We start from the raw sequence: 20,940 nt of genomic DNA on the forward strand, positions 1-20,940 counted from the left end.
GTCATTTTAGATTGTAGCCAATTCCATGACGGAGACGTCGTTCGCCTGGTCGCGCTCCAGAATTCCCGCTTGTTTGCCTTGCGCAAGAACCAGTATCCGGTTTGATACACCGAGAACCTCTTCCAGATCGGAGCTGACCACGATAACGGCCACGCCCCTGTTCGCGAGGCCGACGATGATGTCATAGATGCCGGCACGGGCCCCGACATCGATGCCTCGGGTCGGCTCATCGAGCACGACCACTTTGGGATCGCGCATCAGCCATTTTGCGATGACGATCTTCTGCTGGTTGCCGCCGGAGAGATCGGAGGCCAGTTGATCAGCACGGCCCTTGATACCAAATGTCGAAATGGCTCTCTTCGCGAAATCCCGCTTCATGGCCGACGTAATCCAGCGGCTTTCGAACCGATCGAGGTTTGGATAAACGAGGTTTTCAGCGATGCGGTGGCTGACGACCAATCCCTGCAGCTTGCGGTCTTCCGGCACCATAACGATGCCTCTCGCTACCGCGTCAGCCGGACTATGCAGTTTTAACGCTTCGCCATTGAGGCGCACAGCGCCGGACCTTACCGGATCTGCTCCGGAGATGGCCCGCACCAATTCGGTTCGCCCCGCGCCGACCAGGCCGGCTATACCCAGAATTTCTCCGGCCCTGACCTCGAAGCTAATATCGCGGAATGAATCGTCCACCGAGGTCAGAGCGTCGACCTGCAACACCGGACGATCCTGCGGCACCGGCAATGTCGGGAACATTCTATCGAGCGAGCGGCCAACCATGCTTTCAACGATCGTGCGCACGGGGGTCGAGCTATCGGCAAATTCCTGAACACGTTCGCCGTCGCGAAGAACGACGATGCGGTCGGTGATCTGCTTGATCTCTTCCATGCGGTGCGAAATGTAGATGATACCGACGCCTTCGGAGCGCAGCTTTCTGACCTGCTCGAAGAGCGCCTCGGTTTCCGCGCCGCCGAGTGCTGCCGTCGGCTCGTCGAGGATCAGCAGCTTCGCATCGAGCGCCAGGGCCTTGGCAATTTCAATGAGCTGTTGGTTGGCGGTCGACAGTCCCGCCACCTTGCGCGTCGCAGGAATATGCAGGTTCAGGCGCGAGAGCTGTTCTTGAGCGCGTTTGACCATTTGTGTCCGGTCGACGACGCCGTTCTTCATCGGCCAGCGACCGATGAAGACATTTTCGGCGATCGTCAGCTCGGGAAGCAGTTGAAGCTCCTGGTGGATCAGGACCACGCCCTTGTCGATCGCCTCTCTCGGATTGGCAGGGGCATAAGGCTGCCCCTGCCATGTCATGGAACCTTCGGAAGGCGTGCGCGATCCGGCGATGATGCCCGACAGGGTCGATTTGCCCGCGCCGTTCTCGCCGAGCAAGGCGACGACCTCGCCCGGGAAGACATCGAGACTGACGTTCTTCAGGACTTCCAGAGGGCCGTAGCGCTTGGAAATACCTCTGAGTGTGAGCACCGGATCAGTCATCGCACCGCTCCCTTGGTTATGCTTACGGATGGTTGGCGATAAAGCCGGCCACGTTATCCTTTGTGGTCAGGGTCGCATCCATAAGCTGGACCGGGGGCGCTTTCTCGCCGCCGACGATCTTTACAGCATTGGCAACGGCATCGCGGCCCATTTTCTGGGTCTGCTGCGTCGCGGTTACGTCGAAGACGCCGTTTTTCAGCGCTTCGAGCGCCGCGGTGTCGCCATCGAAGCCGCCGAGAGCAATCTTTTGCGAGGGGTTTGCGACCTTGATGGCCTGTGCAGCGCCGAGGGCGAGCGCATCAGCCTGCGCGAAGACGATCGAAACGTCAGGATTTGCCTGAAGCATGTTCTGCATGATCTGGAAGCCTTCATCCTGGCTCCAGATGTTCGACCATTGCTCTGCAACGATCTTTACGCCCGGATTTGCCTTGACGGCATCCATGCAGCCCTTCGTGCGATCGACTTCCGGCGTCGTGCCCTTCTGGCCATGGATGATCACCATGTTGCCCTTACCGCCGGCCTTCTCGATGATGTACTTGCAGACGGCGTTTGCCGATGCAACGGAATCCGTGGCCAGGAAGGTGTCGCCAGGTGCACCGTCGGCGTTGCGGTCGACGTTGATGACCGGCACGTTCGACTGATGGGCGAGCTTCACCGGAATGGTTGCGGCGGCGGCACCGGCGGGAATGTAGATGAGCGCATCGATGTTCTGCGTGAGAAGATCCTGGACCTGGTTGACCTGCGTCGGACCGTCGCCCTTCGCGTCAACGGTGATGACTTCGATGCCGCGGGTCTTGGCTTCCGCTTCGACGGCCTGCTTGATCTGGTTGAAGAAGTTTGCCTGAAGGTTGGCGACCGCGAGGCCGAGTTTCTTGACTTCCTTGGCCTGAACCGAGCCCAGCGACAGTGCGAGTATGGCTGCCGTGGTCAAGAGAGTACGGGAAAGTTTCATGAGTTCCTCCTTTGGTTTCAATCCGCCCTTGGATACGTCCTCCGCCCTCGGGCTTTCACAATCCCCGTCCGTGCAGCGGAAGGGGAATTCTGGCTATCGGCCTTAGTGGCTCGTCTTATGCCTTCCTCCGGCGCAGCGTTTCAGCGCCGACCGCAAGAACGATGACGACGCCGATGATCACTTGTTGCAGGAATGGTGAGACGTTGAGCAGGTTCAGGCCGTTGCGCAAAACGCCGATGATGAGCACGCCGATCAGCGTTCCGCCGATGCCGCCAGCACCGCCCGATAGAGACGTTCCCCCGATGACGACGGCCGCAATGGTGTCGAGTTCATAGCCAAAGCCGCTTGAAGGCTGGACGGCATCCAGGCGGGCAGCAAGGACGATCCCGGCAACGCCCGCCAATATGGCGCACACGACGTAAACGCCGATCGTGACCACCGGCACATTGATACCGGCCAGGCGGGCGACTTCGGGATTGCCACCGATTGCGTATAGCATGCGGCCTTCGGAGCGGTATTTGAGAAAGAGCCACGAGACGATGACGATCGCCAGCATCAGGAAGACGGTCGCGGTCAGGACGCCGAAATGACGGTCGATCGCCAGCATCGTAAACCAGTCGGGAAAGCCGACAATCTGCTGGCCATCGGTAATCATATTGGCAATGCCACGGGCGACCGACATCATCGCAAGGGTAGCGATGAAGGCCGGCACACGGAAACTCGTGACCATCAAGCCGACAATCAGGCCGCTGAAAGCTGAAGCCAGGAGCGCCAAGGGGATTGCGACAGCCATCGGCAAGCCCGCAACATTGGCAACCCAGCCCATGACCATCATCGACAGCGCAAGGACCGAGCCGACGGAAAGATCAATGCCGCCGATCAGAATGACGAAGGTCATTCCAACGGACATGACGCCGAGCACGGTGATTTGATCGAGGATGTTGAGCGCGTTGCGCACCGAAAGAAACCGGTCCGTCGCAACGCTCAGGAAAACGCAGAGTATCAGCAAGCCGATCAGCGGACCCGTGGCCCCGCTAAGCCATGCAAGTGAGGTTCGCGGCTGGCGGCTTTGCTCGTTAACGCCCAAGGCTGACATGGCTCCTCCACTCCTTATGCTTGCTCCAGGTGATTTTCCTTCAAGCTTGCATATTTATGCATTCATGTTGGAAAATTCATTATCAACTGATATTTGGCCTGTCAAGCACTGAAAAAGGCGCATAGCTTTCTGCCAAAGCGAGAGGCAATCAATAAATGGGCTTGACTGAATGGTCTTTTGTGCAAAAATATCTGTGATAGAATATTTATGCAACGAGGGAGCATCATGCAAGTTAAGGAACTTGAACGCGTCGCGCGTCAGATACGCCTGCGTGACCTGCAAGCGGTCTATGACGCAGGTGCGGGACATATTGGCGGTGAGATGTCGGCGATCGACATCCTGACGGCTCTCTATTTTCGCGTTCTGAAGATCTATCCCAGCGAACCGAAGTGGCCTGATCGTGATCGGTTCATTCTGTCAAAGGGCCACACGGCCTGCGCGCTGTACGTGACCTTGGCAAAGCGCGGGTTCATTTCGGAAGAGGAGATCTCGACGTTTTTGCAGCCGCATTCACGGCTCAACGGCCATCCCAATTGCAACAAGGTGCCGGGTGTCGAAACCAACACCGGTCCGTTGGGGCACGGATTGCCTGTGTCCGTGGGCATTGCCAAGGCCGGCAAGATGAATGGCGCCGGCTATCACACCTATGTCATGACCGGGGACGGCGAGATGCAAGAGGGATCGAACTGGGAGGCCATCATGGCGGCATCGCAGTTCAATCTGGACAATCTGACCCTGATCATCGATCACAATCGCTTCCAGCAAGGCGCGGCACTCGCCGATACCAATAATGTCGCTCCGCTCAGACCGAAACTCGAAGCATTCGGCTGGGAAGTCAGCGAAATCAACGGCAACGAAATGACGCAAATCGTTCCCGCATTGGAACATCGTGGCCCGCGCCCGCACTGCATTATTGCCCACACCAACAAGGGTCATGGCATCTCCTTCATGCAGGACCGGGTGGAGTGGCATCATAAGGTGCCGAACAAGGAACAATACGAACAAGCAGTCGTAGAACTGTCGGAGGCACTCTAATGGACGCGCCCAACTCGAACATCAATCTTCACGATTGCCGTGACGCTTTTGCTGCGACTTTGGAGGCGATGGCGATCAGCGAGCAGGCGATCGTTGCGGTTTGCAACGATTCCGTCGGCTCATCCAAGCTCGGCGGCTTTAAATCCAAATTTCCGGAACGATTGGTCAATGTCGGCATTGCCGAACAAAACATGGTCGGCGTCGGAGCGGGGCTGGCGAACGGCGGACAGATCCCATTCGTCTGTGGGGCCGCGTGCTTCCTGACCGGCCGTGCTCTGGAGCAGATCAAGGCCGATATTTCCTATTCGAATGCGAACGTCAAACTGATCGGCATTTCCTCCGGCATGGCCTATGGCGAACTCGGCCCGACGCATCATTCCATCGAGGATTTCGCCTGGACGCGTGTCCTGCCAAATCTTCCCGTCATCGCGCCATGCGATCGCATTGAAACGGCTGCTGCCGTGAAATGGGCGGCAAGCTATGCCGGACCCTGCTTCCTGCGCCTGTCGCGCGTCGGCGTTCCGGACCTGCTGCCGGACGATCATAAGTTCGAGCTCGGCAAAGCCAATGTGCTGCGCGAGGGCAGGGACGTGACGCTGATTGCCAATGGCACGCTGACGCATCGTATTGTCAGGGCGGCAGAGATACTCGCAACCCAGGGGATCGACGCCCGTGTTCTCAACATGGCAACCGTACGGCCGATCGATGAAGAGGCCATCATTGCTGCCGCAAAGGAAACCGGCGCTATCGTGACGGCCGAGGAGCATTCGATCTACGGGGGTCTCGGCTCTGCGGTCGCCGAAGTCGTCGTCGATAATGCGCCTGTTCCGATGAAGCGTCTGGGCGTTCCTGGTATCTATGCTCCGACAGGCTCGGCGGAATTCCTTCTGGATGAATTCGGAATGGCTCCGGACGCTATTGCGCAGGCGGCGTTGGCGCTTCTCAAGAGGAAGTGATCGCGCTTACCGAGGCGTTGTGCTGAATGCCCCGACCCATTCTTGGAGGAAACATTTTATGCGAGCCATCCTGGCAATCGATCAGGGCACGACGAATTCCAAGGTCATTCTGGTATCGGAAAAGGGCGAGCTGATTTCCCGCGGTGCTGCGCCCGTTGGCATCAGCTATCCGCAACCAGGCTGGGTCGAGCAGGATCCAAATCGTATCTGGCAATCGGTATGCGAGGCGGTACGTGCTTGTATCGAAGCTGCGCCGGCAAAGCCTGCAATCCAAGCGGTTGCGATTTCCAACCAGCGGGAATCGGTAACGATCTGGGATGGCGATACCGGCGAGGCGCTCGGTCCCGTCGTGAGCTGGCAGTGCCGCCGCACGGCCGGCGATTGCGAAAAGCTGATCGGGCTCGGGCATTCGCAGTGGGTGGAGGAGACTACTGGCCTGCCGATCGATCCGATGTTTCCCGGCTCGAAGATGAAATGGCTGCTGGATCGCGCCCCGGCCGGGCGCGCAGTGCGAATCGGCACCGTGGATAGCTGGCTTATCCACTGCCTGACGGGTGGTAAGAAGCATGTCTGCGATGCATCGAATGCAGCCCGCAGCCAACTCTTCGACCTGAAAGCCCAGCGTTGGAGCGACGAGCTTTGCGCATTGTTTGGCGTGGACAAAGGCCTGCTTCCCGAAGTTCTTGACAGCGCCGGGCAATTCGGAACGACCACGAGCCTCCCGGGCGTGCTGGACGGAACGCCCGTTTGCGCTGCCATCGGCGATAGCCACGCCGCTCTCTTCGGGCATGGGGCCCATAAGGCGGGAGACGGCAAAGTGACGTTCGGCACGGGTTCGTCGGTCATGACGACATTGCCGCACTTCATCGCGCCGCAACATGGGATCACGACGACCGTTGCCTGGCGCATTGCGGGAAAACCGACCTTCGCTTTCGAAGGCAATATCCTCGTGTCAGCGGCAAGCCTGCCGTGGATGACAGAAATTCTCGGGCTTTCCGACGTCACCGCACTCGTCGAGCTGGCGGCGACCGCCGAGCCGGGTGGGCCCGGCTTCGTTCCCGCGTTTGTCGGCCTCGGGGCGCCCCATTGGAATTCGGATGCCCGCGCGCTGTTTTCCCAAATCAACTTCAGCACCACCCGCGCGCAGTTGGCGAGGGCCGTTACCGATTCCATTGCGCTGCAGGTGCATGATGTCTTCCAGGCGATGCAGAAGCAGAATGGAGGAAACATCGGCTCGCTTTATGTCGACGGTGGACCCAGTCAGAATACGTTTCTCATGCAGTGTGTCGCGGATCTATTGGAGCACGCTGTTATTCAATGCGCAGCGCCGGAGGCGTCGGCGCTGGGTGCCGCCTATCTGGCCGGCCTGTCGTTGGGCATATGGGCGGATCTTGACGCTATCGGTCGCCTTCCTCGACAGAACACAATCATCAAGCCGCGGGCAAACCACAACGCGGAAAAGTTTAAAACGTGGAATGATGCGATTGCACGCTCGACGTTCGAACCGCCGCCCGCTATTGGTGAATAAAAATTCACTGATGGAACAAGCATGGGACGGATCAACGAGCTTCGCCTGATTTCTCGTGTCGCACAGATGTATCACATCGAGCACAAGAGACAGGCTGATATTGCCCAGCACCTGAGGCTGTCGCAGGCGACCGTCTCTCGAATGCTTAAGCGGGCGGAAGCCGAAGACATCGTGCGGACCACCGTTATCCCACCTGTGGGAACCTATACCGAACTCGAAACCGCGCTCCGGGAACGTTTCAATCTTCCCGAAGCGATCGTCGTGGAATGTTCCGAAGACCGGGAAGGCGCCATCATGGCGCGGATCGGCGAAGCCGCCGCTCACCTTCTCGAGGTCACCCTTTCCGAGGGCGAAATTATCGGCGTTTCAAGCTGGAGCCAGACGATTTTCAAGATGGTGGAGAATATCCACCCGCAAAAAAGCGCCCAGGCAAAATATATCGTTCAGACCCTCGGCGGCATGGGCGACCCTTCCGTTCAGACCCATGCGACGCAGCTAACCACAAGGCTCGCCCGTTTGACTGGCGCCGAACCCAAACTCCTTCCGGTCCAAGGCGTGACAAGTTCAAGGGAGGCCAAGCTGCTCATGATGGCTGATCCGTTCGTGCGGGAAACGATCGAGCTTTTCGGGGCGATCAGCGTCGCAATCGTCGGCATCGGCGCGGTCGAACCGTCCGAGCTTCTGGCCCGGTCCGGCAATATCTTCTCGTCGCGCGAATTGGCTGACTTGGCCGATGCCGGAGCGGTCGGCGATATTTCCCTGCGTTTCTTCGACGGCAAGGGAAAACCGGTCAAAACGCCCCTGGACGAGAGGGTGATCGGTATCTCGCTTGATGAGCTTGCCAAAGTTGACCGGGTGATTGCGCTTGCGGGAGGCGAAAAGAAGACCGCCGCTATCGCAGGCGCACTGCGTATAGGTGTGATTGATACCTTGGTGACCGACAAATTCACCGCGCAGCGGCTGATCGATCAACCGGAATAGGTCCAACGTCGAAGACTGTATCTCGACGCTCGATTAGCTCAGAGGCTGATAGATCACGCGGCTGAGTTGCGCTGACGGAGCTTCTCGCCAATCTCACCAGGCGCCATGGGCTTGCCGACCAGGTAGCCCTGCAATTGGTCACAGCCGGAGTCTCGCAGTATTTCCGCCTGGCGAAGATTCTCGATCCCCTCGGCCGTCACCGGAATTTCAAGCGCCGTTGCCAAAGCGACCGTGGCGCGCAGAATATCGATGCCGTTGGCGTTCTCTTCCAGGCCCAACACCAGCGATCGGTCAATCTTCATGCGATCGAATCCGAATTGCCGCAAGGCGCCGATACTTGCATAGCCGCAGCCGAAGTCATCGAGCGCGAATTTGATGCCGATGCGCCGGAGCACATCGATTGATCGGCGCGCCTGGTCAGGATTGGTCATCAGGACGCCCTCGGTTATTTCCAGCGTCAGGCGGGTCGGATCGAAAGCGGATTCATCAAGAACCGCCGTGACTTGTGCGGCAAAGTCCGGATTGCAGAGCTGGATGGGCGAGACGTTGACCGAAAGCGCCAGGTACGGCCAGGCCTTCGCATGCTGGATCGACGTCCGTAGCATATGAACGCCCAATGCATCGATCAGGCCGGACTTTTCGGCAAGCGGAATAAAGACTTCCGGGCTGATGCTTCCAGTCGCACTCCGCCAGCGTGCGAGAGCCTCAAGACCAATGATTGCACCCGTTGATGCCGACACGAGCGGCTGGAAAACCGGTTCGATCGCGCCGCTATTGATAGCGTTTCTCAGCTCGCCTTCCAGTTCGGCGATACGCTGGCGCTCGCGATCCAGTTCGAGATCGTAGGTAACGGCCTGGCCCTTCCCATTTTCTTTGGCGCGGTAAAGAGCGATATCGGCTCTGCGCAGAAGCTCCAGTGGCGCGATATTGCCGATGCGGCACGCCACGCCAATGCTCGTCCCGACTTCGATCGTCCGACCGCCAATTTTGAAGGGATTGCGAAAAAGTTTGAGAATGGATTCTTCTATATCTCGATGTGGAGCGGATCCGACCTGCACCAACGCGAACTCGTCACCGCCTAACCTTGCAGAATCATGGATTTCGGGATGACAGCCCTGCAGCGCTTTTGCGACAATCCGGATCAGTTCGTCTCCGACTGCATGTCCCCACGCATCGTTGACAGCTTTGAAACCGTCGAGATCGATCATGTAGAGCGATGCTGGCAAGCTGGTATTGTCCAGTTGATCCAGCATCCCAAGAAGGCCGTGTCTGTTCAGCAGGCCGCTCAAACTGTCATGACCTGCTTCAAATCTGGCCGCCTCGGCCAAACGGTGGAGACGCCCGGCCTCGGACGCGCCTGCAAGCAAGACGGCTGCCAGGAAAAGGGCGAGGATGCTGGCAGCGGCAGTCACATAGGGAGAGACCTTGTTAAAAATGGCGTTCCCCGGAGCCTTGCTAGGCCAAACGAGATAGCCGATGACCGTGCCACCCATGTCCTTGATCGGGGAATTCAACTGGTTCGGTTCGGGCGTCGCCTGGAGCCGTAGACCGTCAAGCTCGTGCTCATCCGAGAGTGCATCGATGACCTCTGGTGTCAGCTCTTTAAAGAAAGTCAAAACGCTGAGCTTCGGAAGCTCGCCCTTCGCTTCGAAGGGTTGTATTGCCTGTGATGCCACAAGCAGGATTCCCGCCTCAGTCTTGAAGAAATTGAGCAAGGGTGCTGGTTGCGGCTTGGCGGCAGCTTCAATCTGGCGGTCGAAGCCGGCTCCGAAATAGTCGCGCGGCTGAAAGGGTTTGCCCTTCAGATAGGCAGAAACCGTATTGCCATCGGGCCCGATTACAACGGCACCATCATAGAGTGAATAATCCGCGCTGGTTTTGCCCCAATTCTCAAAGGCCCAATCCGCAGCGGCAGGCGAGCCAACGGCTTTATAGGCATCGTCCCAGACGGCATTGTCTTTGATCGTGGCGCCGAGCTTGGCCATGAATGAAACGATCGCGGCATGCGCGGCGCGGTCTGCCCGCGCATCGTCGATTTCATTCGCTGACCGTGTCATCGTCGCGACCACATGCGCCACGAGGCCGGTCAACACCAACGCGACGGCGATGAAGCACACCGTTATCGCGATCACGGAAGAAGTTTGGGCACGGAAATGGCGGGGCGTCTGATTGGAAGACATGAGGATACGCAAACTGAGATTGACAGGTCATGCCTTGGGGGGACGGCAGGAGACATCATGTCCGCTATGCGCTGCCTTTCAATTCTACCATCCGAAGCCATAAACCATTATTAACGGCGCCCAGCGCAGCGTAGCCTCCGCAAAAAAACCTGCGCGAATCGGCTAGGCGCAGCGCAATTTGCTCGGTCTGCTCGATAAAGGCGGATTGGCCGGCAGGAAGCGTAAGCATCCGAACGCATGGGCGGACAGTCTTGCGCGCCGGTTGAATTGCCAACCGCCGACAGTGTGTGGTACGCCATAATACGATTCTAATAAAGTCGATTGCCGAACGGAAGTCGAGCGTGCGAAACACGTCCAATGCTTGAGGTGCAAGAATGAGCGGTGCTCTAAAGGACGCGGCGATCAGAGTGGAGCGCCCCGCAAAAACGCTGCGCGAGCTCGCGCTCGATAAGGTCCGCGAAGCCATCGTGAGCGGGTATTTTCGCCCGGGAGATCGACTTGTCGAACGCGACATGTGTGCTCAGCTTGGCGTGAGCCGGACAATTGTGCGAGAGGTCCTGCGGCATCTGGAATCGGAAGGGCTGGTTGCCAATCTGCCAAACAAGGGCCCGATCGTCGCCCAGCTCGATCTCGACGAGGCCAAGCAGATCTACGAAATTCGCGGTGTGCTCGAAGGTATGGCGGCTCGACTGTGCGCGCAGCGCGGAAGTCCGGAGATCGTCGCAGCGCTGGAAACATCGCTGCAGGGTATCCGCGATAGCTACCGCGACAAGGACATGCCCGGAGTGCTCGCGCACACATCTTCTTTCTATCAGACGCTGTTCACGATGGTCGACAGGCATGTCGCCTGGGGCGTCGTCAATCTCCTCACCGTGCGCATAAACCATCTGCGGTCGATGACGATCAAGACGGAAAATCGCGACATCGAGGGTCCGCGCCAAATGGCGAAGATCGTGGACGCGATCCGCCGTGGTGACGGGGAGGGCGCCTATAAGGCCGCCATGGACCATGTCGCCGCCGCCAGCGCCATTGCGGAAGCGGTTCTCTCCGCTAAGGAATCCGCCGAGTAGGCCTGTAAACGCTCCCTGCATGCAGTCCGGGACCGATTGGAACCTCTTTCGATCGTCAATTTCGATCTGATTTGGCACGCGAGTTCTCTCGTGGGCGCTCCTACGACTCCGCAAAAATGGCAAACCCGTACTGCGAGCTTGACACCCAACTTTGCTCAATGTGATGGTATGCCATAATAAGTATTAAGGTGGATCGTCATATGAAATGCATCGCCGTGCCTGCCCATCGCTTATCTGACATTCATCGACACCACTGAAGCGCTGCAGGCCTGCTGCGACGAACCTAGCCTAGCCACTACTCGTTCGAGGGCCTGAGTGGCCGATGCTGAGCGATCTGAGAAGTTCGTTGCAGATGGCATAGCCCGAGCGCTAAACCTAATTATTTGTTTTTATGCAATTTTTTCTGACATTCACCTTGAATCTTCTTGGCCGGGAGAAATCGGCTTGACACTTTAATATTATGGCATACCATAATATCTAACGTCAAAACTGAGGTGTTCGATGACTATCCAAATTCGTAAGACCGGGCTGCAGATCGAGACGACGCTGATCGAGGGAGGTAAGCCGGCACAGGTTCCCCTGAAGCTGTTTTCCGCCTACGCCGTTGTGAAAAATCCCTGGGCCGGACGCGGCTTCGTCGAAGACTTGAAGCCCGAAATTCACGTGGTCGCCCCGATCCTTGGTGAGCTGCTGACGAAGATGATCATCGAGGCCGTTGGCTCCGGCGATGCCGTCGAAGCATACGGAAAATCAGCGGTGGTCGGCCTGGATGGCGAACTCGAGCATGCCTCGGCACTGATTCACACGCTTCGCTTCGGCAATCATTATCGCCATGCGGTCGGCGCCAAATCCTATCTCGCCTTCTGCAACACGCGCGGCCCCGCCAATTCTCCGATCATGATCCCGCTGATGGACAAAAACGATGAAGGGCGCCGCTCGCATTACCTGACGATCCAGACCGCAATTCCAGATGCACCGGCCGCCGACGAAATTGTCGTCGCGCTTGGTGCGTCCGTGGGCGGGCGTCCGCATCATCGCATTGGCGATCGCTACCAGGATCTCAAGGATCTGGGCCAAGACGTCGCCAACCCCGCCGGCGTTTGAAAGGCTGGGCGCTGATATGCTGACCGTTGGATCAAACACGCAAGACGCCTCCCGAAAGATCGACTGGGTCTTCGCGAGGAACAAGACTGCTCGTGGAACGGCTTATTACGAAGCCGGAAGCGGTGAGCCGCTTGTCCTGATCCACGGTGTCGGCATGCGGCTTGAAGCGTGGGCGCCGCAGATATCAGCCTTTGCTGGAAGCCATCGCGTAATCGCCGTCGACATGCCCGGGCATGGTGAAAGTGCCGGATTGCCGGTTGGAAGCCGCCTTGAGGAATTCGTCGCCTGGTTTGGGCATTTCCTGGACGAGATGGCGATTGAGACCGCAAATGTTGCCGGCCACTCGATGGGTGCATTGGTGTCCGGAGGGGCGGCTGCAACGTTCGGCAGCCGTATCAAGCGTGTGGCATATCTCAACGGCGTCTACCGGCGTGACCCCGAGGCAAAGGCGGCCGTGCTCGCGCGCGCAGCAGCCATTCCCCTGACGGGTGTGGACAAGGAAGGCCCGTTACTTCGATGGTTCGGCGACGATCCCGACAGTGTCGTCGCGCGCGACCTGACGCGGCAATGGCTGAGCCTTGTCGATCCGCAGGGCTATGCCGTCGCTTATTCGGCATTTGCCGAAGGGGACGAGACCTATGCGGATCGCTGGAAGGACGTCAAGGGTCCGGCGTTGTTTCTGACGGGATCGGATGATCCCAATTCGACGCCGCTGATGGCGACCCAAATGGCGGCGCTTGCGCCCCATGGCTGGGCGCGGATCGTCGAGGGCCATCGTCACATGGTCAATCTGACTGCACCCGACACCGTAAATGCGCTGCTCGCCGAATGGCTTTCAGAGGGGGAGGATGTGAAATGACCCTACAGCTTGCGGACCCAAGAGCGCTTCGCGATGCCTTCGGCGCCTTTGCGACAGGGGTAACGGTCGTGACCGCCCAGGATGCGGACGGAAAACCCATCGGCTTCACGGCGAATTCGTTTACGTCGGTGTCGCTCGATCCGCCACTTTTGCTTGTTTGCCTGGCCAAGACCTCCCGCAACTACACGACCATGACGAGCGCGAAGCATTTCGCCGTCAACGTTCTGTCGGAAAGCCAGAAGGATGTTTCCAACACCTTTGCGCGCCCGGTCGAAGATCGGTTCGCGCTGGTCGATTGGCAAACGGGCGCCGCAGGCTGCCCAATTTTGGCGAACGTTGCGGCGTGGTTCGAGTGCGCTCTGGAAAAATTGGTCGAAGCCGGTGACCACGTCATCCTGATGGGGCGGATCGAAGCCTTCGAAAACAGCGGGCTGAACGGATTGGGTTATGCCCGCGGCGGCTACTTTACGCCAATCCTCGCCAGCAAGGCCGTTTCGGCTGCAGCCGAAGGCAATATCGAACTCGCAGCCGTTCTGGAGCATCACGGCGAGGTTCTTCTCATCGGTGATGAGATCCTTTCGCTGCCGAGCTGCGATGGCAAGGAGGGAAGCCCTGCCGACATACTTCGCGATTATCTGGAAGAGCTCACGGGGCTTTCGGTGACGATCGGCTTCCTCTACTCGGTTTACGAAGGCAAGAGCGATGGAAAGCAACACATCGTCTACCGCGCCTTCGCCTCGGAAGGCGAGCCGCGCAATGGCAGGTTCCTGAAACCCGACACGTTGGCCAAGGCCCATTTCAAGACAAGTTCGACCGCCGACATCGTTGCGCGCTTCGCGGTTGAGAGCCAGCTCGGCAATTTTGGCGTTTATTTCGGCGACGAGACCGTCGGCACGGTCCGTTCGGTTCCAGCAAAGGCAGCACAGCCATGAAATTCTCTCTCTTTGTTCATATGGAGCGTCTCGACGCCGGCCAGAGCCACAAGAGCCTCTATGACGAGTTCGTGGCTCTCTGTGAAATCGCCGATAAGGGTGGCATGCATGCCATATGGACGGGCGAACATCACGGCATGGATTTCACCATCGCGCCCAATCCTTTCGTGACCATCGCCGATCTGGCGCGCCGCACATCGCGGGCAAGGCTTGGGACGGGAACGGTGATCGCGCCGTTCTGGCATCCGATCAAGCTCGCCGGCGAGGCGGCCATGGCCGACATCATCTGTGACGGGCGGCTCGATATCGGCATTGCGCGCGGCGCCTATTCCTTCGAATACGAGCGGCTGCTTCCCGGTCTCGACGCCTGGGGTGCCGGCCAGCGGATGCGCGAGCTCATCCCGGCGGTCAAGGGCATATGGAACGGCGACTATGCCCATGACGGGGAGTTTTTCAAATTTCCGTCGACCACTTCGGCGCCGAAGCCGCTGCAGCAGCCGAACCCGCCGATCTGGGTTGCTGCACGCGACCCGAATTCGCATGAGTTCGCCGTTGCCAATGGCTGCAACGTTCAGGTGACGCCGCTCTGGCAGGGCGATGACGAAGTCGTGGCGCTGATGGGTCGCTTCAACGATGCCTGCGCCAAGAACCCCGATATCGACCGACCCAAGATTATGCTGCTGCGCCATACCTATGTCGGCTCGTCCGAGGAGGACATCGCGCAGGCAGCCCACGAACTGAGCGTCTACTACAATTACTTCTTCGCCTGGTTCAAGAACGAGAAGCCTGTCAAGCAGGGCCTGATCGAGCGGATCCCGGAGGAGGAGATCAGCGCGAACCCGATGCTCTCCGATGCGGTCATGCGCACCAACAACGTCGTCGGCAATGCCGAAACCGTTATCGCCCGCCTGAAGACCTACGAATCCATGGGCTATGACGAATATTCCTTCTGGATCGACACGGGCATGTCCTTCGAGCGCAAGAAGGCTTCGCTCGAACGCTTCATCGCCGAGGTCATGCCGGCATTTGCGGAGTAAACCCCCATGCAACGCTTCCAGTCCTACATCGAAGGCGAATTCGTAGACGGAGAGGCCCGGTTTGCAAGCGTCGATCCGGCGACCGGCGAAATCTGGGCCGAGATGCCGGAGGCGCGCGAGAAGGATGTCGATCGTGCCGTCGATGCGGCGGAGAAGGCGCTCTATGACGGACCCTGGTCGAAATTGACGGCCACCCAGCGCGGCAAGCTCCTTTACAAGCTTGCCGATCTAGTTGCAGCCAATGCGCAGAAGCTGGCCGAGCTGGAGACCCGTGATACCGGCAAGATCATTCGCGAGACTTCGGCGCAGATCGCCTATGTTGCCGATTATTATCGCTATTATGCCGGGATCGCCGACAAGATCGAGGGTTCCTATCTTCCGATCGACAAGCCGGACATGGATGTCTGGCTGCGCCGCGAACCGATCGGCGTCGTCGCCATGGTCGTGCCCTGGAACAGCCAGCTCTTCCTGTCGGCCGTCAAAATCGGCCCGGCGCTGGCCGCCGGCTGCACCATGGTCGTCAAGGCATCGGAGGACGGACCGGCGCCGCTTCTGGAGTTTGCGCGCCTCGTCCACGAGGCAGGCTTTCCCGCCGGCGTCGTCAATATCATTACCGGTTTCGGCCCCGCCTGCGGCTCCGCTCTCAGCCGGCACCCGAAGGTCGCCCACATCGCATTCACCGGCGGGCCGGAAACGGCGCGTCATATCGTGCGCAATTCGGCGGAAAATCTCGCCTCCACCTCGCTTGAGCTCGGCGGCAAGTCGCCCTTCATCGTCTTTGCCGATGCCGATCTCGAAAGTGCCGCCAATGCGCAGGTTGCCGGTATCTTCGCGGCAACCGGACAAAGCTGCGTCGCCGGCTCGCGGCTAATCGTCGAGCGAAGCGTCAAGGAACGCTTCCTGGCGATGCTGAAGGCCAAGGCGGAGGCGATCCGCATCGGCTCGCCGCTGGACATGGCGACGGAAGTGGGGCCGCTGGCAACGAAACGTCAGCAGGATCATGTTGCGGCGCTCGTCGAACGATCCGTGCAGAGCGGCGCCCGCCTTGTCACCGGCGGCGAACGGCCTGACGGCGCGGGTTATTATTTCCCGCCGACGATCCTCGATTGCGACGATGTCGCCTCGCCATCGCTTGCCGAGGAGTTCTTCGGTCCGGTTCTGTCGGTCGTGTCGTTCGAAACTGAAGCAGAAGCGCTGAAGATTGCCAACGATACGCGCTATGGCCTTGCCTCCGGCGTTTTCACCCAGAATCTCACGCGAGCCCACCGCCTGATGAAGGGCATCCGGGCCGGTATCGTCTGGGTCAATACCTATCGCGCCGTATCGCCGATCGCACCTTTCGGCGGCTTTGGCCTTTCCGGCCACGGCCGGGAAGGCGGCCTGGCCGCGGCCCTCGATTTTACCCGCACGAAGACAATCTGGCTCAGGACGTCGGACGATCCGATCCCCGATCCTTTCGTCATAAGGTGACGCCGATGTTCTATGAAATCCGGACCTATCGGCTGAAGAACGGTGCAATCCCGCAATATCTGAAGGTCGTCGAGGAAGAAGGGATCGCCATTCAGAAAGCTCATCTCGGCAATCTGGTCGGCTATTTCTTTTCGGAGATCGGGACCATCAACGAGATCGTTCACATCTGGGCCTATGAAAGCCTCGATGATCGCGAGGCAAGGCGCCAGAGATTGGCGACCGATCCGCAATGGCAGGCCTTCCTGCCGAAGATACGCGACCTGATCGAAGTGGCCGAGAACAAGATTATGAAGCCGGCAGGTTTCTCCCCTCTGGGGAAGAGCCCGCCAGCCGCATAAGGCATGCCTGTAAGACACCAAGTATAAGGACAAGGGAACATGAAACGTACAATCGCACTGGCGGCTTTTGCCGCAATAATGGCTGTGTCCGGGACCGCAAAGGCCGAAACGATGGTCTTCACGAGCTGGGGAGGAACCACGCAGGACGCACAGAAGGTCGCCTGGGCCAATCCGTTTGCAGACAAGACCGGGACCGTCGTCGCACAGGATGGACCTACCGACTACGGCAAGCTGAAAGCCATGGTCGAAGCGGGCCAGGTCAGTTGGGATGTCGTCGATGTCGAGGGCGACTATGCCGCCCAGGCGGGCAAGGACGGACTGCTGGAAAAACTGGATTTCTCCGTTATCGACAAGTCCAAGCTCGATCCCCGTTTCGTCACGGACTATTCGGTCGGCAGCTTCTACTATTCCTTCGTGATCGGCTGCAATGCGGACGCCGTGAGTGCCTGCCCCAAGACCTGGGCCGATCTCTTCGACACGGCGAAGTTTCCCGGCAAGCGTACCTTCTACAAATGGTCGGCCCCGGGCGTGATCGAGGCGGCGTTGCTGGCCGATGGCGTTCCTGCCGACAAGCTTTACCCGCTTGATCTCGATCGGGCATTCAAGAAGCTGGATACGATCAAGTCCGACATCATCTGGTGGTCCAGCGGCGCCCAGTCGCAGCAGCTTCTCGCATCCGCCGAGGCTCCCTTCGGCAGCCTGTGGAATGGCCGCATGACCGCGCTCGCCGCCAGTGGCATCAAGACGGAAACCTCCTGGGAACAGAACATCACGGCGGCCGACTCGCTCGTCATTCCGAAGGGTGCACCGAACCTTGAAACCGCGATGAAGTTCATTGCGCTTGCAACGTCGGCCCAGCCGCAGGCCGATCTGGCGAAGGCGACCGGCTACGCACCCATCAACATCGACTCGGCCAAGCTGATGGACCCTGCAACGGCCAAGACTTTACCCGATCAGCAGACCGCCAGCCAGGTCAATGCAAGCATGAAGTATTGGGCTGAAAACCGCGATGAAATCGGCAAGCGGTGGTATGCTTGGCAGGCCAAATAAGTTGAAGAAACTCCGAGGCTTCACCGCGGGCGTTGTTCCGCCCGCGGTGTCTGACGCAGGTTCGAAATCTTCCTCGGAGCTGGCGCCGTTGTCTGATCCTACGGCGGGAAAGGATTGCCATGTCGACTTACATTGACGTCGCCCGTGAAACTGCGACTACGTCCAAGGCCGCCAGGCCTGCGGGCTTAGGCGAAATCATGCCGGCGCTGATTTTTGTCGGGATCTTCTTCATTGTACCGGTCGTCGCCCTTTTGCTGCGAAGCGTGCTGGAACCGGTTGTGGGCTTCGGCAACTATGCCGAACTATTGGGGTCGGCGACGTATCTGAAGATATTCGCCAACACCTTCATCGTCTCCGGCCTTGTCACGGCAATTTCGCTGCTGATCGGCTTTCCCGTCGCCTGGACGCTGGCAATCATGCCGACAAGGCTGGCCTCGGTGATTTTCGCAGTCTTGCTGCTGTCGATGTGGACCAATCTACTAGCACGAACCTATGCCTGGATGGTCCTGCTTCAGCGTACCGGGCTGATCAACAAGATGTTGATTGGAATGGGACTGATCGACCGGCCGCTGCCGCTCGTCAACAATCTGACCGGTGTAACGATCGGCATGACCTATATCATGCTGCCTTTCATCATCCTGCCCCTGTATGGCGTCATCAAGAAGATCGACCCGGCCATCCTGCAGGCGGCGGCACTTTGCGGCGCGAACCGCTGGCAATGTCTTACGCGCGTCCTACTGCCTTTAGCTGCGCGAGGCATGGTCGCGGGTGCCTTGATGGTCTTCGTCATGTCCCTCGGCTATTACGTTACTCCGTCGCTTCTCGGCGGCACGGCGAACATGATGTTGGCCGAACTCATCGCCCAGTTCGTGCAGTCCCTGGTCAACTGGGGAATGGGCGGCGCCGCGGCCCTGGTTCTCCTCGTCGTCACGCTTTCGCTCTATGCGGTCCAGTTGCGGCTGTTCGGCGTGCAGAACACGGGAGGGCGCTGACATGCTGCTCAATTTCGATCGCCTCGGCTGGTGGAAATATGCGCTTGTGGCGGTGACCGTCTTGACGGCAGCCTTCTTGCTGCTGCCAATCCTCTTCATCGCGGCGCTTTCCTTCGGATCTTCGCAGTGGCTGATCTTTCCGCCTCCGGGCTGGACGCTGCAATGGTACAGCCAGCTTTTCGCCGATCCGCAATGGCTGGGATCCGCCTGGACGAGCTTCAGGATCGCCTCGATCGTCACGGTTCTTTCCGTGCTGCTTGGGCTGGTTACTTCATTCGGTCTGGTGCGCGGAACTTTCCTGTTCCGTGACGCGCTGAAGGCGCTTTTCCTGACGCCGATGATCCTGCCCGTCGTCGTCCTCGCCGTTGCTCTCTATGCCTTCTTCCTGAGGATGGGTCTCGGCGGCACAATGATTGGCTTTGTCATTTCGCATCTCGTGCTGGCGCTGCCCTTCTCCATCCTTTCGATATCCAATGCGCTCGAAGGCTTCGACAAATCCATCGAGGATGCCGCGGTGCTGTGCGGTGCGTCGCCCCTTGAGGCGAAGATCAGGGTGACCCTGCCGGCCATCAGCCATGGACTGTTTTCCGCGGCTGTCTTCTCGTTCCTGACATCCTGGGACGAAGTGGTGGTGGCGATCTTCATGGCGAGCCCCACACTGCAGACGCTGCCGGTGAAGGTATGGTCCACCCTCAGGCAAGATCTGACGCCGGTCATCGCTGCGGCATCGTCCCTTCTCATCCTCTTGACGATCACTTTGATGGCGCTTGTCGCAATCGCACGCAAGGTACTGAAATCATGAACGAATCTTTCCTACAGATCAGAGGCATCCGCAAGGAATACGGTCCTGTCGTCGCGGTGCAAGATGTCAATCTCGAGGTCCAGCGTGGCGAGTTCCTGACCTTTCTCGGGCCGTCCGGTTCGGGCAAAAGCACGACCCTCTACATATTGGCGGGCTTCGAAAACCCGACGAAAGGCGACATAAGCCTCAACGGGCAAACGCTGCTTTCGACCCCGTCGCATAAGCGCAATATCGGCATGGTCTTCCAGCGGTACACCTTGTTTCCGCATTTGACGGTCGGTGAAAACATCGCTTTTCCGCTCAAGGTACGGCGCAAGTCCAAGGCGGAAGTCGACAGCAAGGTCAAGGAAATGTTGCGGCTTGTCAGGCTTGAGGGATTTGAGGATCGCAAGCCTGCGCAGATGTCGGGCGGCCAGCAGCAGCGCGTCGCGCTCGCCAGGGCTCTCGCCTATGATCCGCCGGTGCTTTTGATGGACGAGCCGCTTTCGGCACTCGATAAGAAGCTTCGCGAAGAAATCCAGCACGAGATACGCCGGATTCACCAGCAGACCGAGGTGACGATCCTCTACGTCACGCACGATCAGGAGGAGGCCCTGCGTCTCTCCGATCGCATTGCGGTGTTCTCCAAGGGCGTCATCGACCAGATCGGAACCGGACCGGAACTCTACGCCAATCCACGCACCCGCTTTGTTGCCGAATTCATCGGCGATAGCGACTTCATTTCCTGCGATCTGCTGTCATCGACGGATGGACATGCGACGATCTCGCTTGGTGGCGACGCGGTCTTCAGAATTCCGGTGCATGGCCAGGCCATCTCGGGAAAGAGGGGAGCGTTGATGCTGAGGCCCGAACGCATTCGCTTGTCGCGAAACCGAGTGCAGAAAGGCAGCCTTGCGGCGACTGTCAGTGATATCACTTTCCTCGGCAATAACGTTCACGTTGCCACCGAAACCGCCGCAGGCGAGGCCCTGGCCGTGCGTCTTCCCTTCGGCCATGAAGCAATTACCGGGCTCAGCCGTGGCGAACAGGTGCATCTGGATTTCGATCCGGATGCCGCTCACGTATTTTGCTGA

At 58.9% G+C, this 20,940-nt stretch carries 19 protein-coding genes; 15 read left to right on the forward strand and 4 right to left on the reverse strand.

Annotated elements, in window-relative coordinates; genetic code table 11:
- Positions 1 to 6: 6 nt before the first annotated feature.
- The 3 genes from NXC24_RS26450 to NXC24_RS26460 form a co-directional block, all read right to left on the reverse strand.
- On the reverse strand, positions 7 to 1,485 hold the full coding sequence (locus NXC24_RS26450) for a sugar ABC transporter ATP-binding protein (RefSeq protein ID WP_104826368.1): 1,479 nt from the start codon (positions 1,483 to 1,485) through the stop codon (positions 7 to 9).
- A 22-nt stretch (positions 1,486 to 1,507) separates the two neighbouring features.
- Complete coding sequence (locus NXC24_RS26455) at positions 1,508 to 2,437, reverse strand: sugar ABC transporter substrate-binding protein (protein ID WP_104826369.1); 930 nt, start codon at positions 2,435 to 2,437, stop codon at positions 1,508 to 1,510.
- Positions 2,438 to 2,552: 115 nt separating this feature from the next.
- Positions 2,553 to 3,533 carry an ABC transporter permease gene (locus tag NXC24_RS26460; protein ID WP_104826370.1) on the reverse strand — a complete coding sequence of 327 codons (981 nt, stop codon included), beginning with the start codon at positions 3,531 to 3,533 and terminating at the stop codon, positions 2,553 to 2,555.
- A gap of 225 nt (positions 3,534 to 3,758) precedes the next feature.
- On the opposite strand from NXC24_RS26460, the gene NXC24_RS26465 reads away from it, so the two are divergent.
- From NXC24_RS26465 to NXC24_RS26480, 4 genes are read left to right on the forward strand one after another with little or no spacing between them, the layout of a single operon-like run.
- Positions 3,759 to 4,568 carry a transketolase gene (locus NXC24_RS26465; RefSeq protein ID WP_104826371.1) on the forward strand — a complete coding sequence of 270 codons (810 nt, stop codon included), beginning with the start codon at positions 3,759 to 3,761 and terminating at the stop codon, positions 4,566 to 4,568.
- Positions 4,568 to 5,524, forward strand: coding sequence for a transketolase family protein (locus NXC24_RS26470; protein WP_104826372.1), 957 nt, complete (start codon positions 4,568 to 4,570; stop codon positions 5,522 to 5,524). The genes NXC24_RS26465 and NXC24_RS26470 overlap by 1 nt, the downstream gene beginning before the upstream one ends.
- A gap of 58 nt (positions 5,525 to 5,582) precedes the next feature.
- Positions 5,583 to 7,052, forward strand: coding sequence for an FGGY-family carbohydrate kinase (locus NXC24_RS26475; RefSeq protein WP_104826373.1), 1,470 nt, complete (start codon positions 5,583 to 5,585; stop codon positions 7,050 to 7,052).
- Positions 7,053 to 7,073: 21 nt separating this feature from the next.
- Positions 7,074 to 8,033 (forward strand): sugar-binding transcriptional regulator, encoded by a 960-nt coding sequence (locus tag NXC24_RS26480; RefSeq protein WP_104826374.1) that lies wholly within the window; start codon positions 7,074 to 7,076, stop codon positions 8,031 to 8,033.
- Between the two features lie 53 nt (positions 8,034 to 8,086).
- Here NXC24_RS26480 and NXC24_RS26485 read toward each other — a convergent pair whose 3' ends face one another.
- Positions 8,087 to 10,213, reverse strand: a complete 2,127-nt coding sequence (locus NXC24_RS26485) for a bifunctional diguanylate cyclase/phosphodiesterase (protein WP_104826375.1) — start codon at positions 10,211 to 10,213, stop codon at positions 8,087 to 8,089.
- Positions 10,214 to 10,587: 374 nt separating this feature from the next.
- Between NXC24_RS26485 and NXC24_RS26490 the strand changes: the two genes are divergently transcribed.
- The 11 genes from NXC24_RS26490 (at position 10,588) to NXC24_RS26540 (ending at position 20,940) form a co-directional block, all read left to right on the forward strand.
- Positions 10,588 to 11,283: a GntR family transcriptional regulator gene (locus NXC24_RS26490; RefSeq protein WP_104826376.1), complete on the forward strand. Its 696-nt coding sequence runs from the start codon at positions 10,588 to 10,590 to the stop codon at positions 11,281 to 11,283.
- A 501-nt stretch (positions 11,284 to 11,784) separates the two neighbouring features.
- Complete coding sequence (locus NXC24_RS26495; protein WP_104826377.1) at positions 11,785 to 12,387, forward strand: amino acid synthesis family protein; 603 nt, start codon at positions 11,785 to 11,787, stop codon at positions 12,385 to 12,387.
- Between the two features lie 16 nt (positions 12,388 to 12,403).
- A complete protein-coding gene (locus NXC24_RS26500) occupies positions 12,404 to 13,246 on the forward strand; it encodes an alpha/beta fold hydrolase (protein ID WP_104826378.1) in 843 nt (280 codons plus the stop codon).
- Positions 13,243 to 14,178 carry a flavin reductase family protein gene (locus NXC24_RS26505; RefSeq protein WP_104826379.1) on the forward strand — a complete coding sequence of 312 codons (936 nt, stop codon included), beginning with the start codon at positions 13,243 to 13,245 and terminating at the stop codon, positions 14,176 to 14,178. Before NXC24_RS26500 ends, NXC24_RS26505 begins: the two co-directional genes overlap by 4 nt.
- Entirely contained in the window at positions 14,175 to 15,215 is a 1,041-nt protein-coding gene (locus tag NXC24_RS26510) for an LLM class flavin-dependent oxidoreductase (RefSeq protein ID WP_104826380.1), read from the forward strand. Before NXC24_RS26505 ends, NXC24_RS26510 begins: the two co-directional genes overlap by 4 nt.
- 6 nt (positions 15,216 to 15,221) lie before the next feature.
- Positions 15,222 to 16,685, forward strand: a complete 1,464-nt coding sequence (locus NXC24_RS26515) for an aldehyde dehydrogenase (RefSeq protein ID WP_104826381.1) — start codon at positions 15,222 to 15,224, stop codon at positions 16,683 to 16,685.
- Between the two features lie 5 nt (positions 16,686 to 16,690).
- Positions 16,691 to 17,023 carry an NIPSNAP family protein gene (locus tag NXC24_RS26520; protein WP_104826382.1) on the forward strand — a complete coding sequence of 111 codons (333 nt, stop codon included), beginning with the start codon at positions 16,691 to 16,693 and terminating at the stop codon, positions 17,021 to 17,023.
- 39 nt (positions 17,024 to 17,062) lie between these two features.
- A complete protein-coding gene (locus NXC24_RS26525; protein ID WP_104826383.1) occupies positions 17,063 to 18,073 on the forward strand; it encodes an ABC transporter substrate-binding protein in 1,011 nt (336 codons plus the stop codon).
- Positions 18,074 to 18,192: 119 nt separating this feature from the next.
- Complete coding sequence (locus NXC24_RS26530; protein WP_104826384.1) at positions 18,193 to 19,065, forward strand: ABC transporter permease; 873 nt, start codon at positions 18,193 to 18,195, stop codon at positions 19,063 to 19,065.
- 1 nt (position 19,066) lies between these two features.
- Positions 19,067 to 19,867 carry an ABC transporter permease gene (locus NXC24_RS26535; RefSeq protein ID WP_104826385.1) on the forward strand — a complete coding sequence of 267 codons (801 nt, stop codon included), beginning with the start codon at positions 19,067 to 19,069 and terminating at the stop codon, positions 19,865 to 19,867.
- Entirely contained in the window at positions 19,864 to 20,940 is a 1,077-nt protein-coding gene (locus NXC24_RS26540; protein WP_104826386.1) for an ABC transporter ATP-binding protein, read from the forward strand. The genes NXC24_RS26535 and NXC24_RS26540 overlap by 4 nt, the downstream gene beginning before the upstream one ends.

It is taken from the genome of Rhizobium sp. NXC24, from assembly GCF_002944315.1.
In the GTDB taxonomy this organism is placed as follows: Bacteria; Pseudomonadota; Alphaproteobacteria; order Rhizobiales; family Rhizobiaceae; genus Rhizobium.

Coding starts and splice junctions, on each gene's coding strand:
- NXC24_RS26460 (WP_104826370.1), bottom strand. CDS start 3,533: ATGTCAGCCTTGGGCGTTAACGAGCAAAGCCGCCAGCCGCGAACCTCA.
- NXC24_RS26485 (WP_104826375.1), bottom strand. CDS start 10,213: ATGTCTTCCAATCAGACGCCCCGCCATTTCCGTGCCCAAACTTCTTCC.
- NXC24_RS26500 (WP_104826378.1), top strand. CDS start 12,404: ATGCTGACCGTTGGATCAAACACGCAAGACGCCTCCCGAAAGATCGAC.
- NXC24_RS26535 (WP_104826385.1), top strand. CDS start 19,067: ATGCTGCTCAATTTCGATCGCCTCGGCTGGTGGAAATATGCGCTTGTG.
- NXC24_RS26480 (WP_104826374.1), top strand. CDS start 7,074: ATGGGACGGATCAACGAGCTTCGCCTGATTTCTCGTGTCGCACAGATG.
- NXC24_RS26505 (WP_104826379.1), top strand. CDS start 13,243: ATGACCCTACAGCTTGCGGACCCAAGAGCGCTTCGCGATGCCTTCGGC.
- NXC24_RS26510 (WP_104826380.1), top strand. CDS start 14,175: ATGAAATTCTCTCTCTTTGTTCATATGGAGCGTCTCGACGCCGGCCAG.
- NXC24_RS26475 (WP_104826373.1), top strand. CDS start 5,583: ATGCGAGCCATCCTGGCAATCGATCAGGGCACGACGAATTCCAAGGTC.
- NXC24_RS26515 (WP_104826381.1), top strand. CDS start 15,222: ATGCAACGCTTCCAGTCCTACATCGAAGGCGAATTCGTAGACGGAGAG.
- NXC24_RS26530 (WP_104826384.1), top strand. CDS start 18,193: ATGTCGACTTACATTGACGTCGCCCGTGAAACTGCGACTACGTCCAAG.
- NXC24_RS26495 (WP_104826377.1), top strand. CDS start 11,785: ATGACTATCCAAATTCGTAAGACCGGGCTGCAGATCGAGACGACGCTG.
- NXC24_RS26450 (WP_104826368.1), bottom strand. CDS start 1,485: ATGACTGATCCGGTGCTCACACTCAGAGGTATTTCCAAGCGCTACGGC.
- NXC24_RS26455 (WP_104826369.1), bottom strand. CDS start 2,437: ATGAAACTTTCCCGTACTCTCTTGACCACGGCAGCCATACTCGCACTG.
- NXC24_RS26520 (WP_104826382.1), top strand. CDS start 16,691: ATGTTCTATGAAATCCGGACCTATCGGCTGAAGAACGGTGCAATCCCG.
- NXC24_RS26490 (WP_104826376.1), top strand. CDS start 10,588: ATGAGCGGTGCTCTAAAGGACGCGGCGATCAGAGTGGAGCGCCCCGCA.
- NXC24_RS26470 (WP_104826372.1), top strand. CDS start 4,568: ATGGACGCGCCCAACTCGAACATCAATCTTCACGATTGCCGTGACGCT.
- NXC24_RS26525 (WP_104826383.1), top strand. CDS start 17,063: ATGAAACGTACAATCGCACTGGCGGCTTTTGCCGCAATAATGGCTGTG.
- NXC24_RS26465 (WP_104826371.1), top strand. CDS start 3,759: ATGCAAGTTAAGGAACTTGAACGCGTCGCGCGTCAGATACGCCTGCGT.
- NXC24_RS26540 (WP_104826386.1), top strand. CDS start 19,864: ATGAACGAATCTTTCCTACAGATCAGAGGCATCCGCAAGGAATACGGT.